Source organism: Phenylobacterium sp. (genome assembly GCF_036264965.1).
GTDB lineage: Bacteria > Pseudomonadota > Alphaproteobacteria > Caulobacterales > Caulobacteraceae > Phenylobacterium.
In genome coordinates this window covers 52,402-65,399 of record NZ_DATAPY010000095.1, presented here as the reverse complement: position 1 = coordinate 65,399, position 12,998 = coordinate 52,402, and the positions used below count along the sequence as shown (strand labels likewise).

At 68.7% G+C, this 12,998-nt stretch carries 16 protein-coding genes; 5 read left to right on the top strand and 11 right to left on the bottom strand.

Annotation, left to right across the window (positions count from 1 at the left end):
• A partial coding sequence (locus VHS75_RS12210; protein WP_329638891.1) for a DUF721 domain-containing protein occupies nucleotides 1-456 on the bottom strand: 456 nt, incomplete at its 3' end.
• 107 nt (nucleotides 457-563) lie between these two features.
• On the opposite strand from VHS75_RS12210, the gene mutY reads away from it, so the two are divergent.
• Nucleotides 564-1,610 carry an A/G-specific adenine glycosylase gene (gene mutY, locus VHS75_RS12205; RefSeq protein WP_329638890.1) on the top strand — a complete coding sequence of 349 codons (1,047 nt, stop codon included), beginning with the start codon at nucleotides 564-566 and terminating at the stop codon, nucleotides 1,608-1,610.
• A gap of 12 nt (nucleotides 1,611-1,622) precedes the next feature.
• Here the strand turns inward: mutY and VHS75_RS12200 are convergent, their stop codons facing one another.
• Nucleotides 1,623-2,048 carry an SRPBCC domain-containing protein gene (locus tag VHS75_RS12200; protein ID WP_329638889.1) on the bottom strand — a complete coding sequence of 142 codons (426 nt, stop codon included), beginning with the start codon at nucleotides 2,046-2,048 and terminating at the stop codon, nucleotides 1,623-1,625.
• Nucleotides 2,049-2,130: 82 nt separating this feature from the next.
• Nucleotides 2,131-2,433, bottom strand: coding sequence for a helix-turn-helix domain-containing protein (locus VHS75_RS12195; RefSeq protein ID WP_329638888.1), 303 nt, complete (start codon nucleotides 2,431-2,433; stop codon nucleotides 2,131-2,133).
• A gap of 85 nt (nucleotides 2,434-2,518) precedes the next feature.
• Here VHS75_RS12195 and VHS75_RS12190 point away from each other — a divergent pair, with 85 nt between their 5' ends.
• Nucleotides 2,519-2,881 carry a VOC family protein gene (locus tag VHS75_RS12190; protein WP_329638887.1) on the top strand — a complete coding sequence of 121 codons (363 nt, stop codon included), beginning with the start codon at nucleotides 2,519-2,521 and terminating at the stop codon, nucleotides 2,879-2,881.
• Here VHS75_RS12190 and VHS75_RS12185 read toward each other — a convergent pair.
• The 7 genes from VHS75_RS12185 to VHS75_RS12155 all read right to left on the bottom strand — a co-directional run bounded on the left by VHS75_RS12185 (nucleotide 2,878) and on the right by VHS75_RS12155 (nucleotide 8,829).
• Nucleotides 2,878-3,387, bottom strand: a complete 510-nt coding sequence (locus tag VHS75_RS12185) for a hypothetical protein (RefSeq protein ID WP_329638886.1) — start codon at nucleotides 3,385-3,387, stop codon at nucleotides 2,878-2,880. The genes VHS75_RS12190 and VHS75_RS12185 overlap by 4 nt on opposite strands.
• 45 nt (nucleotides 3,388-3,432) lie before the next feature.
• On the bottom strand, nucleotides 3,433-4,512 hold the full coding sequence (locus tag VHS75_RS12180) for a site-specific DNA-methyltransferase (protein WP_329638885.1): 1,080 nt from the start codon (nucleotides 4,510-4,512) through the stop codon (nucleotides 3,433-3,435).
• A gap of 105 nt (nucleotides 4,513-4,617) precedes the next feature.
• Nucleotides 4,618-6,078 carry a Si-specific NAD(P)(+) transhydrogenase gene (gene sthA / locus VHS75_RS12175; protein WP_329638884.1) on the bottom strand — a complete coding sequence of 487 codons (1,461 nt, stop codon included), beginning with the start codon at nucleotides 6,076-6,078 and terminating at the stop codon, nucleotides 4,618-4,620.
• 90 nt (nucleotides 6,079-6,168) lie between these two features.
• The gene (locus VHS75_RS12170; protein ID WP_329638883.1) at nucleotides 6,169-7,230 is read right to left on the bottom strand and encodes a DUF2332 domain-containing protein; all 1,062 of its coding nucleotides are present in this window, start codon (nucleotides 7,228-7,230) and stop codon (nucleotides 6,169-6,171) included.
• A 50-nt stretch (nucleotides 7,231-7,280) separates the two neighbouring features.
• The gene (locus VHS75_RS12165) at nucleotides 7,281-7,940 is read right to left on the bottom strand and encodes a ribonuclease HII (protein ID WP_329638882.1); all 660 of its coding nucleotides are present in this window, start codon (nucleotides 7,938-7,940) and stop codon (nucleotides 7,281-7,283) included.
• A 2-nt stretch (nucleotides 7,941-7,942) separates the two neighbouring features.
• Nucleotides 7,943-8,242, bottom strand: coding sequence for a hypothetical protein (locus VHS75_RS12160; RefSeq protein WP_329638881.1), 300 nt, complete (start codon nucleotides 8,240-8,242; stop codon nucleotides 7,943-7,945).
• Nucleotides 8,239-8,829: a DNA-3-methyladenine glycosylase I gene (locus VHS75_RS12155; RefSeq protein WP_329638880.1), complete on the bottom strand. Its 591-nt coding sequence runs from the start codon at nucleotides 8,827-8,829 to the stop codon at nucleotides 8,239-8,241. Before VHS75_RS12155 ends, VHS75_RS12160 begins: the two co-directional genes overlap by 4 nt.
• A 51-nt stretch (nucleotides 8,830-8,880) precedes the next feature.
• Between VHS75_RS12155 and VHS75_RS12150 the strand changes: the two genes are divergently transcribed.
• On the top strand, nucleotides 8,881-9,756 hold the full coding sequence (locus VHS75_RS12150; RefSeq protein ID WP_329638879.1) for an alpha/beta hydrolase: 876 nt from the start codon (nucleotides 8,881-8,883) through the stop codon (nucleotides 9,754-9,756).
• Here VHS75_RS12150 and VHS75_RS12145 read toward each other — a convergent pair.
• Nucleotides 9,727-10,611, bottom strand: a complete 885-nt coding sequence (locus VHS75_RS12145) for a folate-binding protein YgfZ (protein ID WP_329638878.1) — start codon at nucleotides 10,609-10,611, stop codon at nucleotides 9,727-9,729. The two genes, VHS75_RS12150 and VHS75_RS12145, sit on opposite strands and share 30 nt — an antisense overlap.
• 60 nt (nucleotides 10,612-10,671) lie before the next feature.
• Between VHS75_RS12145 and VHS75_RS12140 the strand changes: the two genes are divergently transcribed.
• Both VHS75_RS12140 and VHS75_RS12135 read left to right on the top strand, forming a co-directional pair.
• Nucleotides 10,672-11,652 carry a glycosyltransferase family 9 protein gene (locus VHS75_RS12140; protein ID WP_329638877.1) on the top strand — a complete coding sequence of 327 codons (981 nt, stop codon included), beginning with the start codon at nucleotides 10,672-10,674 and terminating at the stop codon, nucleotides 11,650-11,652.
• Nucleotides 11,645-12,979, top strand: a complete 1,335-nt coding sequence (locus tag VHS75_RS12135) for a dihydroorotase (protein ID WP_329638876.1) — start codon at nucleotides 11,645-11,647, stop codon at nucleotides 12,977-12,979. The genes VHS75_RS12140 and VHS75_RS12135 overlap by 8 nt, the downstream gene beginning before the upstream one ends.
• Nucleotides 12,980-12,998 lie beyond the last annotated feature (19 nt).

Genomic DNA, 12,998 nt, shown 5'->3' with positions numbered 1-12,998 from the left:
CAACCCCGCCTCGGCGGCGGCGTCCAGCGGTGGCAGCCGGCGGCGCGACTTGGGCAAGGGCTCATATTTGCGCTGCAAAGGTCCCTGGACGATGCGCAGCTTCTGCACGGCGTCCGCGCCCAGAAACAGGTTCACCCGCGCCAGGATCTCCTGCGCCTGGTGCTGGATGATCGCCGCCGCCGGCCCCGCCACCCGGATCTCCAGCGAAGAGGGCCCGCCGTTGCGGCCGCGGGTCAGCTTCACCGGCTCGGTGCGCTTGGCGATCTCGACGCCCACCACCTCGCGCCAGCGGGCCTCCAGGGCGCCGGACCCCTGGCCGAACTTGGCGTCCAGCGCCTTCAGCGTCTTGTTCAGCGATCGGCCGAGCGGCGGCGGCGGACGGCGCGGCGGGCGCGTGCGCTTGGCGCTGAGGATGAGCAGCGCCTCTTGCGGGCTGGGCAGGTCGCGGCGGGGCATGGACCTAGCTTAAACCCCGCTCGTTCCCGCGAAAGCGGGAATCCATGCGGCGATTCAGCTTGGGTCTCCGCCTTCGCGGGGATGAGCGGCAGTGATAGGTCGAGGGTGTGAACGCCCAAGCCCTCCGCGCCCAGCTGCTTGCCTGGTACGACGCCAACGCCCGCGACCTGCCCTGGCGGGTCGGGCCGAAGGCGCATGCGGTTGGGGTCCGCGCCGATCCCTATCGGGTCTGGCTGTCGGAGGTGATGCTGCAGCAGACCACCGTGCCGCACGCGACGCCCTATTTCCTGAAGTTCACCGCCCGCTGGCCGACCGTCGCGGACCTGGCGGGCGAGGCCGACGGCGAGGTGATGGCCGCCTGGGCGGGGCTCGGCTACTACGCCCGCGCCCGCAACCTGTTGGCCTGCGCCCGCGCTGTCGCCGCGGAGCATGGCGGCGTCTTTCCTGACGCCGAGGCGGGCCTGCGCGCCCTACCGGGTCTGGGCCCCTACACCGCCGCCGCCGTGGCCGCGATCGCCTTCGACGAGCCGACCAATGTGGTCGACGGCAATGTCGAGCGGGTGATGGCGCGGCTGTTCGCGGTGGAGACGCCGCTGCCGGACGCCAAGCCGGAGCTCAAACGCTTGGCCGCCCGCCTGATCGGCGATGACCGCCCTGGCGACTGGGCCCAGGCCCTGATGGACCTCGGCGCGACCATCTGCCGACCGAAAGCGCCGCTCTGCGACCGCTGCCCGGTGGCCGAGCACTGCGCGGCGTTGAAGAGCGGCGCGCCGGAGACCTATCCGCGCCGCACCGCCAAGGCCGAGCGGCCGCATCGACACGGGGTGGCCTATGTCCTGACCCGGGGCGATGAGGTGGCGCTGGTGCGCCGCCCGCCCAGGGGGCTCTTGGGCGGCATGCTGGCCTTGCCGACCAGCGACTGGCGCACGGCGCGTTGGAGCGACGCTGAGGCGCGGGCCGGCGCACCAGCCCAGGCCGCCTGGCGCGGCGTCGGCGAGGTGGAGCACGGCTTCACCCACTTCACGCTCACGCTCACCCTGCTGCGGGCCGAGGGCGAGGCTGACGGCGTGATCTGGACGCCACGGCGCGACCTCGACGCCCTGCCCAGCGTCTTCCTGAAGGCGGCGCGGGCCGGCTTCGCCAACCTGCTCTAGAGGTCCCCCGCCCTATTCCGCCACGGCGTCGGCGAGCTTTTCGAGGATGTTCGACCAGGTCTTCTCGTAGTCCGCCTGGTGACGCTCGTCGGCTTCAGTGACCGAGCCATCGGCGTTTTCCTGGGTGATGATGACCTCGGTGCCCCTGGCCTGCGGCTCCAGTTCGATGGTGACCACGCGGGTCTTGTCGGGCGCGGTCCAGCTGGTGTGGGTGTAGCTGAGCCGCCGCCAGGGCTCGAAGGAGCGCACTTCGCCGCGGTCCTCGAACGGCTTGCCCTCGTACTTGCCGCGCATGACGATCGAACCGCCGACGCACCAGACGGCTTCGACGTCGTCACCCACCATGTAGGCCTTCATGCCTTCGCGTGAGGTGAGGGTTTCCCAAACCTCAGCCTCGTTGGCCGGGATCACACGCGACGCCTTCACTGTTGCACTCATATCCATCCCTCCCTTCTTCACCACCCAGGGTCGCGCTGATTCGCGCACGCGGTAACGTCGAAATTGAGTCCGAGCTTCACTGTTAGCCGCGCGCCCAGGGTTTCAGCACCTCATAGACCGGTGGTGTCGTCGGCCCGTCGCGGGTCACGGAGATCAGCTTCCGCCGACTGGTGAGCTGGCGCACTGAATTCTGCACCGACGACTTGGACAAGCCAGTCTCGAGCGCGATGCCGGAGAGGCTGGCGGCGAACCGGCGCTGGCCCCCGTCCGTTCGCACCCACAACCACAGATAGATCAAGAAGGCCGAAGGCGTATGGTCGTGGCCGACCAGGTCACGCATCAGGATGTCAACGATGTAGGGATCGAGGGCGATCGGACGACTCATAGTTGTTACTATAGCAATCATTGGACCGATTGTCCGCCCGGGTCTCGATCCGGCAAAGGAAGCCGAAGACCAACCGGAGGCTCCGATGATCACCCACCTGAAGTTCGCCGGCCTGCCGTGCCGCGACCAGGACCTGCAACTGAAGTTCTGGACCGAGACGATGGGCTTCCGCGTCACCACCGATCAGCCGATGGGCGCGCAGCGCTGGATCGAGCTGGCCATCGCCGGCAGCCAGACCGCCCTGGTGTTGTTCACGCCGGAGGGTCACGAGAACCGCGTCGGAACCTTCTTCAACGGCTCCTTCGCCTGCGACGACGTGGAGGCGACCCATCGTCAGCTCAGCGAGCGCGGCGTCGAGTTCCGCGGCCCGCCGGAGAAGCAGCCCTGGGGAACCTTCGCGGTCTTCAAGGACCCGGAGGGCAATGAGTTTGTACTGAGCTCGCGCTAGGCGATAAGGCGGACCGCCAGCCAAGCCAGGACAAAGAAGGTTGGATAGGCCGTCAGCCCCAGGCCGAAGGCCCGCGCCCACGGGGCGTATAGATAGCCGATCCAGAAGGCCACCCGGCCCGCAGCGAAGAGACCGGCCAGCGTCGGGATCAGGCCGAGGTTCTGCGGCGCCAGGTTGAGCGCAAGCCCGGTCCAGGCGATCACCGCCAGGACCGTTTGCTCCAAGGTGTTCGTATTGTAGCGCAGGTTGATCTCAAGGAAGCCGGGTCCCTTGGCGGCCCCACCGTCGATGGCGTCCGCGCGAAGGAAGCGCTGGTTGGCCGTCGATCCGATACCGGCCAGCAGGCAGAGACCGGGGACCAGGAGCCAGCGCCAGGCGAGCGCGAGGCGATCGGCGGTCGCCATCCCGGCGGCGCTGTGACGGCCCATAGCATGACGCGCCGCGAGTAGGCAGACGGCCACAGCCGCCACCATCCCGAGGGCGATCAGCAGTTGCTTGCGAAGCATCGGCCTCCCCTTGGGGGCGAACCTACGCGCGAGCGGCGGGCGATCCTAGGCGACGAGCTGCTGGCGGACCTTGGCGCGCAAGACGTCGATGGGGGCCAGGCCCTTGTCGGACTTGAAGTGCCAGTAGGTCCAGCCGTTGCAGGCCGGCTGCGACTGGACCATCGCGCCGACCTTGTGGATCGAGCCGGAGAGGTCGCCCACCACCAAGCTGCCGTCGGCGCGCACGCGCGCGGCATGGCGGCCCTTGTCGTCATAGAGCACGTCGCCGGCGCGCAGCAGACCGGCTTCGACGATCTGGTCGAAGGGGATGCGCGGCTCGGACTTCTTGGAGCCAGTGACCACCATCTCCTCCGCCGTCGCCGGGATCACCTTGGCGATGCGGTCCTTGGCCAGCTTGGCGTAGGTCTCTTCCCGCTCGATGCCGATGTAGTGCCGGCCTAGCCGCCGCGCCGCCGCGCCCGTGGTGCCCGTGCCGAAGAAGGGATCGAGGATCACGTCGCCCGGCCGCGTCGAGGCCAGGATCAGCCGATGCAGCAGGGCCTCGGGCTTCTGCGTGGGGTGCGCCTTCACCCCCGCGTCGTCCTTCAGCCGCTCGTCGCCGGTGCACAGCGGCAAGCTCCAGTCGGAGCGCATTTGCAGCTCGTCATTGGCCATCTTCATGGCGTCGTAGTTGAAGGTGTAGCGCTTGCCGCCGCGCGACTTGGTGGCCCAGATCAGGGTCTCGTGGGCGTTGGTGAAGCGCGTGCCCTTGAAGTTCGGCATCGGGTTCGACTTGCGCCAGACGATGTCGTTCAGGATCCAGAACCCCAGGTCCTGCAGCGTCGCCCCGACCCGGAAGATGTTGTGGTAGCTGCCGATCACCCACAGCGCCCCGTCGTCCTTCAGGATGCGCTGGCATTCCTTCAGCCAGGCCTTGGTGAAGGCGTCGTAGGCCGCGAAGCTCTCGAACTGGTCCCAGTGATCGTCGACCGCGTCGACCTTGGAATTGTCGGGGCGCAGCAGGTCGCCGCCCAGCTGAAGATTGTACGGCGGATCAGCGAACACCAGATCGCACGAACGGTCCGGGAGCTTCCTCAGCTCCTCAAGACAATCACCCAGGATGATGGTGTCGACCGGCACGCCCATACTCGCCTCGCGGATTCGTAAGCGGGAATCCTGGGGCCGTATGGTGAAGGACCCGTTGCCGAACATAGTGAATGAGGTCTTACCGCGGCTAGACCCTGACGCGCTCTAGCCGTTCACGGCCTTGGCGGCCAGTTCCAGCTTCACCTTCATCGCCTGCAGGCTGAGCTGCTGCCTGGGCATGCGGTTGAAGGCGTCCAAGGCGGCCACCTTGTAGGCTTCCGCCAGCGTCGGATAGTTGAAGGTGTTCTCGACGAAATAATCGAGCGTGCCCTCCAGATTGAGCACCGCCTGGCCGATGTGGATCAGTTCGGTGGCGCCTTCGCCGACGATATGGACGCCCAGCAGTCGGCGGGTCTCCAGCGCGAACAGCATCTTCAGGAAGCCGGACGAGATGCCCATGATGTGACCGCGCGAGGTTTCGCGGAAGCGGGCGACGCCGCACTCGTAGGGGATGCCCCGCTCGCGCGCCTGCTCCTCGTTCATGCCGATGGTCGAGATCTCCGGCACCGAATAGATGCCATAGGGGAAGAACTCCGGAGCGGCCTGGGCCGGGGCGTCGAAGGCGTGGCAGGCCGCGATGCGGCCCTGCTCCATCGAGGTGGAGGCCAGGCTGGGGAAGCCCACGATGTCGCCCGCGGCATAGATGTGGGGGACCGCGGTCTGGAAGGTCGCCTTGTCCACGGTCAACCGACCGCGCTCGTCGGTCTGCAGGCCGGCTGCGTCGAGGCCCAGGCCGTCGGTGGCGCCTTCACGGCCCGCGGAGAACAGGACCATGTCCGCATGCAGCTCGCGGTCGTCGGTAAGCTTCAGGTGGCAGTGCTGCGGCCCGACGACATCGGCGGACGCCACCTTGGCCCCGAAACGGACGATGACGCCGCGCTCGCGCAGGTCGTGTAGGAACTCGTCGGCCAGCTCGCGGTCGAGGAACGGCATCAGCACGCTGTTCGGCTCGATGATCGTCACCTTCACGTCCAGCGCCGAGAAGATCGAGGCGTATTCCACGCCGATGACGCTGGCGCCGACCACCACCAGCTGGCGCGGGATCCGGGTGATTTCGAGGATCTCGTCCGAGTCGACGATGTTCTCGCCGTCGAAGCCGATGTGGGCCGGGCGGAACGGACGCGTGCCGCAGGCGATCAGGAATTTCTCGCCCGTGTAGTCGGCGACGCGGCCCGAGCCCAGCACCGTCAGGCTGTTCGCGCCCGTGAAAGTGGCGACGCCCTCGACCGTGTCGACGCCATTGCGGGCGAACTGGTGCTCCAGCACGTCCACCTCGTGGCCCAGAGTGATATCGAGACGCCGGCGCAGGTCCTCGGCGCTGATGTTCTTCTTGGCCCGGTGGGCGGCGCCGTAGAAGCCGCGCTCGCGCCAGCCGGAGAGGTTCAGCACCGTTTCGCGCAGGGTCTTGGAGGGAATGGTGCCGGTGTGGACCGAGACCCCGCCCACGCGGCGGCCGCGTTCGACCACCAGGACGCGTTTGTTGAGCTTCGCCGCCTGGATCGCGCCACGGCGTCCGGCGGGACCCGATCCGATGACGATCAGGTCGTAGTGATTGCTCTTGTCCAAGGCGTTCCCCTCCCGGCGTTCTGCGGGCGGAGTAACCTTAAAGGCCGCGGGTTAACCTGAGATTTTGGAAGCCTTGACAACTGGTTAGCGTCACGGCGACGGGCCGCCCAGCCACTCGACCGAAGCGCCGTGCGGATGGCAGTGGCCCAGCAGACGCTCCTCTCCGCCTGGCCAAAGCGTCAGCCGGATGTCCATCCTGGGCGCGAGTCCCGGCGGCTCCATGCGCAGCCAGGCGAAAGGCGCGTCGGCCGTCGCGGTCGCGCCGATCTCCGCGATCAGGGCGGCCAGCGCCGACTGGCTCTCCGGCGGCATGTATTGCCAGAAGACCGAGTGGTAGAGGACGGTCGCCGCCCCGGTGTGCGGACGCACCTTCGCCCGAACCCAGTCGGCCGCGTCGGCGCGCTCCACGGTCAGGCCGTTCGCCAGGGTCACCTCGATCGCCGCCCGCAGGCGCGCCAGCCGGTCGGCCTGGTCGGCCCAGATGTAGGCCATCAGCCGGCGGCTCTGGGCGGGATCGGTCAGGTCCGTGGGCCGCCGGTCACAGGCCGCGCGCTCGATCACCTTCACCGGCGCTTCCACCGCGGGCGGCGGCCCGTTCCACGCGGTGTCCATCCGCACGCTGGCGGCTGGATCGCCCCAGACGGCGTCGCCGACCGTGTAACGATAGCGGTCCCACGACGCGTTCAGCCCGGCGCTGGCCGCGATCTCGAAACAGCGCAGCGGCAGCCCCGTCATCCTGGCCACCTCCAGGAACCCGCCCAGCAGGCAGATCGAGCGGCGCACCTCATTGGTCTGCGGCTCGTGCGCCATGAACGCCGCCAGTCGGTCGTAGCGAGCGACCATGGCGATACTGACCGCGGCCCAGATGGCGTCGGCGTCCAGCGCCTTGTAGGCCCTGGCTACGGCCGGATCGTCGCCGGAAAGCGCCAGCTCATGCCAGGACCCGATCAGCCGCAACGGCGCGGCGGCGTCGAACTGGCCCTGGAGGTCGGCGTGCTCCCACGGCGCCATCAGCGCCTTGACCGGTCCGCCGGCCAGCCAGTCGGCGGCCGCCCGATCCAATAGGTCGCCGTTGAGCGGCGAGCCCATATTGCGGCAGACGCTGGCCTGCAGCGTCAGCGCCTTCACGACATCGGGGAGGTCTTTGCTCATGACCTCATCGCGCCCCTCGCCCTTAAGGGGGTCAAGCTTGATTCGGCCGGTCAATCCTCGCCCGCGAACCCCTCGAACGCGAACTCGTCCTGCAATGGCGCGCCGCCCATCAGCGCCAGCTTCACCGGCGCCCAGGCCATGCGATGGATCTCGCAGGGGCCCAGGGTCCGCAGGGCCTCCACATGGATCTCCGCATGATAGCCCTTGTGGCTGGCGAAGCCGTAGCCCGGGTAGCGCTGGTCCATCTCGATCATCAGCCGGTCACGGGCCACCTTGGCCAGGATCGAGGCCGCGGCGATCGACTTCGACTTGCCGTCGCCGCCGACCACCGTCTTCACTTCGCAGGGCAGGTCGAAGCGGTAGTTGCCGTCCACCAGCGCAAAAGCCGGCGCCACCGACAGGCCCTCCACGGCGCGGCGCATGGCCAGGCCCGAGGCGTGCAGGATGTTCAGCGTCGCGATCTCCTCGACGCTGGCGAAGGCCACGCACCAGGCCACCGCCTTGGCCTTGATCTCCACCTCCAGGGTCTCGCGGACCTTGGCCGACAGCTTCTTGGAATCGTCCAGGCCCTTGGGCGTCCGCTTGGGATCGAGGATCACCGCCGCGGCGCTGACCGGCCCGGCCCAGGGCCCTCGGCCCGCCTCGTCGACGCCGCAGACCGGCCCGCCGATGAAGGCCCGCTCCAGGAACAGGGTCGGACCCCGCGCCACGGCTATTGGCCGGTCGTCACGGCGACCACCTTTTCGGTGTGCTTGTTGAGGCTGACCCGCACGAACGGCGGCCCGTCCGGCTTTCCCGCGGGGCGATAGAAGGTGACGACCCAGACGGTGTTGTAGTCCTCGACCTCGGCGCGCCAGTCCTCGATCGCCTCCATGTGCCGACTGGCCAGCTCGGTCTTGGCGAGCAGCGTGGCGCGGCCCTGGTTGATGTCGCCGATATGCACCGGCCCGACCGTCTGGCAGGCGGCCAGGCTCAGGGCCGCCGCCAAAACCGCAATGCAACGCAAGATCATCGGACGACCTTCTGAACCTTGTCGTGACGGAAACAGCAGGTCAGGTGATCGTTGACCATGCCGACGGCCTGCATCCAGGCGTAGACGATCACCGGGCCGACGAATTTGAAGCCCTTGGCTTTCAGCGCCTTGGCGACCTCGACCGCCAGCGGCGTCTGGGCCGGCACGTCGCCGATGGAAACCGCGCCCGTCTGCAGCGGCTTGCCGTCCACGAACCCCCAGCAGAACTCGGAGAAATCCTCGCCGGCGTCACGCATCGCCAGATAGATCTTCGCCGAGTTGATGGCCGCGTCGATCTTGGCGTTGGAGCGGATAATGCCGGCGTCGGCCATCAGCCGGGCGCGGTCGGCCTCGCCATACCGGGCGACCTTCTCCGGATCGAAATTGTCGAAGGCCGCGCGGAACGCCTCGCGCTTCCGCAGGATGGTGATCCAGGCCAGGCCAGCCTGGAAGCCGTCCAGCACCAGCTTTTCCCATAGCGCGCGGGAATCATACTCCGGTACGCCCCATTCGGTGTCGTGGTAGGCCTCATAGAGCGGGTCGCCGGCCATGCCGCGCCAGCCGCATCGGATCAGGGTGTCAGCCATCGGCGCACTCTTCTCCGAGCCGCGCGCGGGACACAAGCGGGAGTTCTTCCGATGAGCTTCGAAGGCTTCCAGTTGTCGCAGATCGACGTCGGCGAGGGCGTCTCGCTGCGGGTCCGTCACGGCGGTTCAGGCCCGCCGCTCCTGCTGCTGCACGGCTATCCGGAGACCCACATGATGTGGGGCCAGATCGCCGGCGACCTGGCCAGGGACTTCACCGTCGTCGCGCCAGATCTGCGGGGTTATGGCAAGAGCACGCCGCCCGCCGATAGCGACGACCACGAGACCTATTCCAAACGCGCCATGGGCCGTGACGCCATTGCGCTGATGACGCATTTCGGGTTCGACCGCTTCGACGTGGCGGGGCACGACCGGGGCGGCCGGGTCGGCTACCGCCTGGCGCTGGATCACCCGCAGGCGGTGCGCCGGCTCTCGATCCTCGACATCATCCCGACCGGCGAGGTCTGGGCCCGGGCCGACCGGCGGTTCGCCCTGGGCTACTGGCACTGGTCCTTCCTGAACCAGTCCAACGCCGAGGCGCTGATCCGGCCGGACCCTGAGCTCTTTTTCTTCCACGCCCAGTTCCGCAGCATCCTCAGGACCTTCACCGAGGCCTACGCCGACTATCTGGCCTGCGCCAAAGACCCCTCAGTGATCCACGCCATGTGCGAGGACTATCGCGCCGGGGCGACCTACGACCGGCTGCTGGACGAGGCTGACAAGACGGCCGGCCGCAAGATCGCCTGCCCGGTGCAGGTGCTCTGGGGCGGCAAGGGCGCGTTGGCGGCTTGGTACGACACGCTGGCGGTCTGGCGCGAATGGGCTCCGGACTTGCGCGGCGAAGCCATCGACTGCGGCCACTTCCTGCCGGAGGAAAAGCCCGCCGAGACGCTCGCGGCCCTACGCAGCTTCCACGCCGAGGGCGTCTGACAGCCAGGCCGGACGCTCCAGCGCCACGAGGCGGCCATCGACGGTGAGGCTCTGGCCTTCCGCGCGGTCGAGCCGCAGGAGCACGATGGCGCGGCCTTCGCCCGCGGAGGTCACCACGCCGGCCCGCAGGTCGCCCGCCAGCACCTCCGCGCCCACGGCCGGCGCGGGTCCCTCGAAGACGATCGGCAGCATGCGGCTCTTGATCTGGCCGCGGCGCTTCATGCGCGAGGTGGTCTCCTGGCCGACAAAACAGCCCTTCTGGAAATCGATACCGTTGAGGAGATCGAAGTTGGCCTCGATCGGATAGGTCTTGTCCGAGCCCCAGTCAGCCGGCCCCGGCACGCCGAGCTCAAGCTTGGCGGCGTCGCGCGCGGACTCTTCGGCGATCGTCGCGCCCGCGGGCGGTTCCACGCCATAGCCTCGCCAGCCCAGCACGGGGAGACGCGGGTCAGCGACCCATCCCCCGATTTCCCCAGCGAACGCCGGGGCCCAAGCCGACTCGCCGGTTGCGTCCCGGCTTCCGCCGGGACGGTCGGAGTAAAGGATGCTCACCGGGGTTTCGTCCGTCTCGATCTGCACCTTGGCTCGCAGGCGATACATCGTCAGGCGCTGGACGATCGCCGCCCGATGCTCGGCGAGTACGTCCAGCCAGGCGCCGTCCTCGCGGCCGACCACGAAGAGGTCGTAGAGCAGCCGGCCCTGTGGCGTCAGCAGCGCCCCGAACCGCGCCTCGCTCACCGCCAGGGTCTCGACGTCCTGGGTGATCAACCCTTGCAGGAAATCGCGCCAGTCGGGACCTGACAGCGCGATCAGCGCGCGGCTGTTCAGTGGCGCAAAGGTCAGGGTTTCGCTCATCGGCTTAATTTGGGGTCTGCGGCGGTGGAGCGCCAGCGCTACGCATCCTATAGAGGGCCGATGTCGCGCGGCGCCTTCCCGATCCTGTTCATCACCTCCAACCGGATCGGCGACGCGGTGCTGTCGTCCGGCCTGATCAAACGGCTGGCCGACGAGATCCCCAACGCCCGCTTCACCATCGTCGCCGGCCCGGTCGCAGCCCCGCTGTTCGAAGAGGTGCCGACCCTCGACCGGGTCATCGTCTTGGCCAAGGCCAAGAACCGCGGCCACTGGATCGAACTCTGGCGAGAGGTGCGTGGCACCCGCTGGGGTCTGGTCGTCGACCTGCGCGGCTCTGGCCTTTCGCGCTTCATCTCCACCCGACGCCGCGCCATCTGGCGCAAGGGTTCCGGGCCGCCGGCGCACAAGGTGATCGAGGCCGCGCGCATCCTCAAGATCGAGGACGATCCCGCGCCGCCCTTCATCTTCACGACGCCGGAGACCGAGGCCCGCGCGGAAGAGCTTACAGCCGGTTTCGGCCCGATCCTGGCGCTCGCGCCCGCCGCCAACTGGCTGGGCAAGACCTGGCCGCTGGAGCGGTTTTCCCGCGTCGCCATGCGCCTGCTCGACCCCGAAGGGCCGATGAAGGGCGGTCGGCTGATGGTGCTGGGCGGGCCCGAAGACGCCAAGCTCGCCAAGGGCCTGCGCGACGTGGTCATGCGCAATCAGTTCATCAACCTGACCGAGGACACCGACCTGCTCACCGCCTACGCCTGCCTGAAGCGGGCGCGCCTGTTCATCGGCAACGACTCCGGGACCATGCACCTGGCGGCGGCGGCTGGGATCCCGACGCTGGGCCTGTTCGGACCCTCGGACGAGCAGCTCTACGGCCCCTGGGGCGCCGACACCCGCGTGGCGCGCGGCCCGCGCTCCTACGAGCAGATCCGCGCCGTTGACCCGGGCTTCGGCCAGGCGCTCTGTCACATGATGGACCTCAACGTCGAGACGGTGAACGACGCCGCCGAGGAACTGCTGGCGGCGACGGAGGAAACGCGTGGCTGAGACTTACGACCTGATCGTCCGTGGCGGCGAGGTGATCAATCACGCCGGCCGAGGGCTGGCCGATGTGGGCGTGCGCGGCGGCAAGATCGCCGCCATCGGCGACCTTGGCCAAGCCAGCGCCGATGAGGTGTTCGACGCCGCGGGCCTGACCGTCATGCCCGGCGTCATCGACACCCAGGTGCACTTCCGCGAGCCCGGCCTGGAGTGGAAGGAAGACCTTGAGACCGGCTCCCGCGCCGCGGTGCTGGGCGGCGTGGTGGCGGTGTTCGAGATGCCCAACACCGAGCCCACGACGACGGACCCCGACGCCTTGGCCGACAAGCTCGCCCGCGCCAACGGGCGCATGCACTGCGACCACGCCTTCTACGTCGGCGGCACGCACGAGAACGCCCGCTGGCTGGGTGAGCTGGAGCGCCTGCCCGGCTGCTGCGGGATCAAGGTGTTCATGGGCGCCTCCACCGGCACGCTTCTGGTGCAGGACGACGAAGGCATCGAGCAGGTGCTGCGCCATGTGAACCGCCGCGCCGCCTTCCACTCCGAAGACGAGTACCGCCTCGCCGACCGCCGCCCGCTGGCCCGCATCGGCGACTGGACCAGCCACTACGAGGTCCGCGACGCCCAGTCGGCGATCCAGTCCACCGAGCGCCTGGTGCGCATCGCCACCCAACTCGGCAAGCGCATCCACGTCCTGCACGTCACCACCGCCCAGGAGGTCGAATACCTGGCGGCCCACAAGGACGTGGCCAGCGTCGAGTTCACGCCGCAGCACCTGACCCTGGTCGGACCTGAAGCCTACGAACGGCTGAAGGGCTACGCCCAGATGAACCCGCCGATCCGCACCGCCGAGCATCGCGCCGCGCTTTGGGCCGGCATGGCTAACGGCGTGCCCGACGTGCTGGGCTCCGACCACGCGCCGCACACCTCGGAAGAGAAGGCCCGGCCCTACCCGGCTTCGCCGTCGGGCATGCCGGGCGTGCAGACCCTGCTGCCGGTGATGCTGACCCACGTCGCCGAAGGCCGGCTCAGCCTGGAGCAGCTGGTCGACCTTACCAGCCACGGCGCCAACCGCCTGTTCCAGCTGGCCGACAAGGGCCGCCTGGCCGAGGGCTACGACGCCGACCTGACCATCGTCGACCTGAAGGCCCGCAAGACCATCCGCCACGACATGATGGCCAGCCGCGCGGGCTGGACCCCCTTCGACGGCATGGAGGCCAAGGGTTGGCCGATGGCGACGATCATCCGGGGAACCGCGGTGATGCGCGATGGCGAGGTGGTCGCCCCGCACCTGGGCCAGCCTTGCCGGTTCCAGGAGACCCTGGTCGCCTGAAGCGCGACCGCTCCGACCG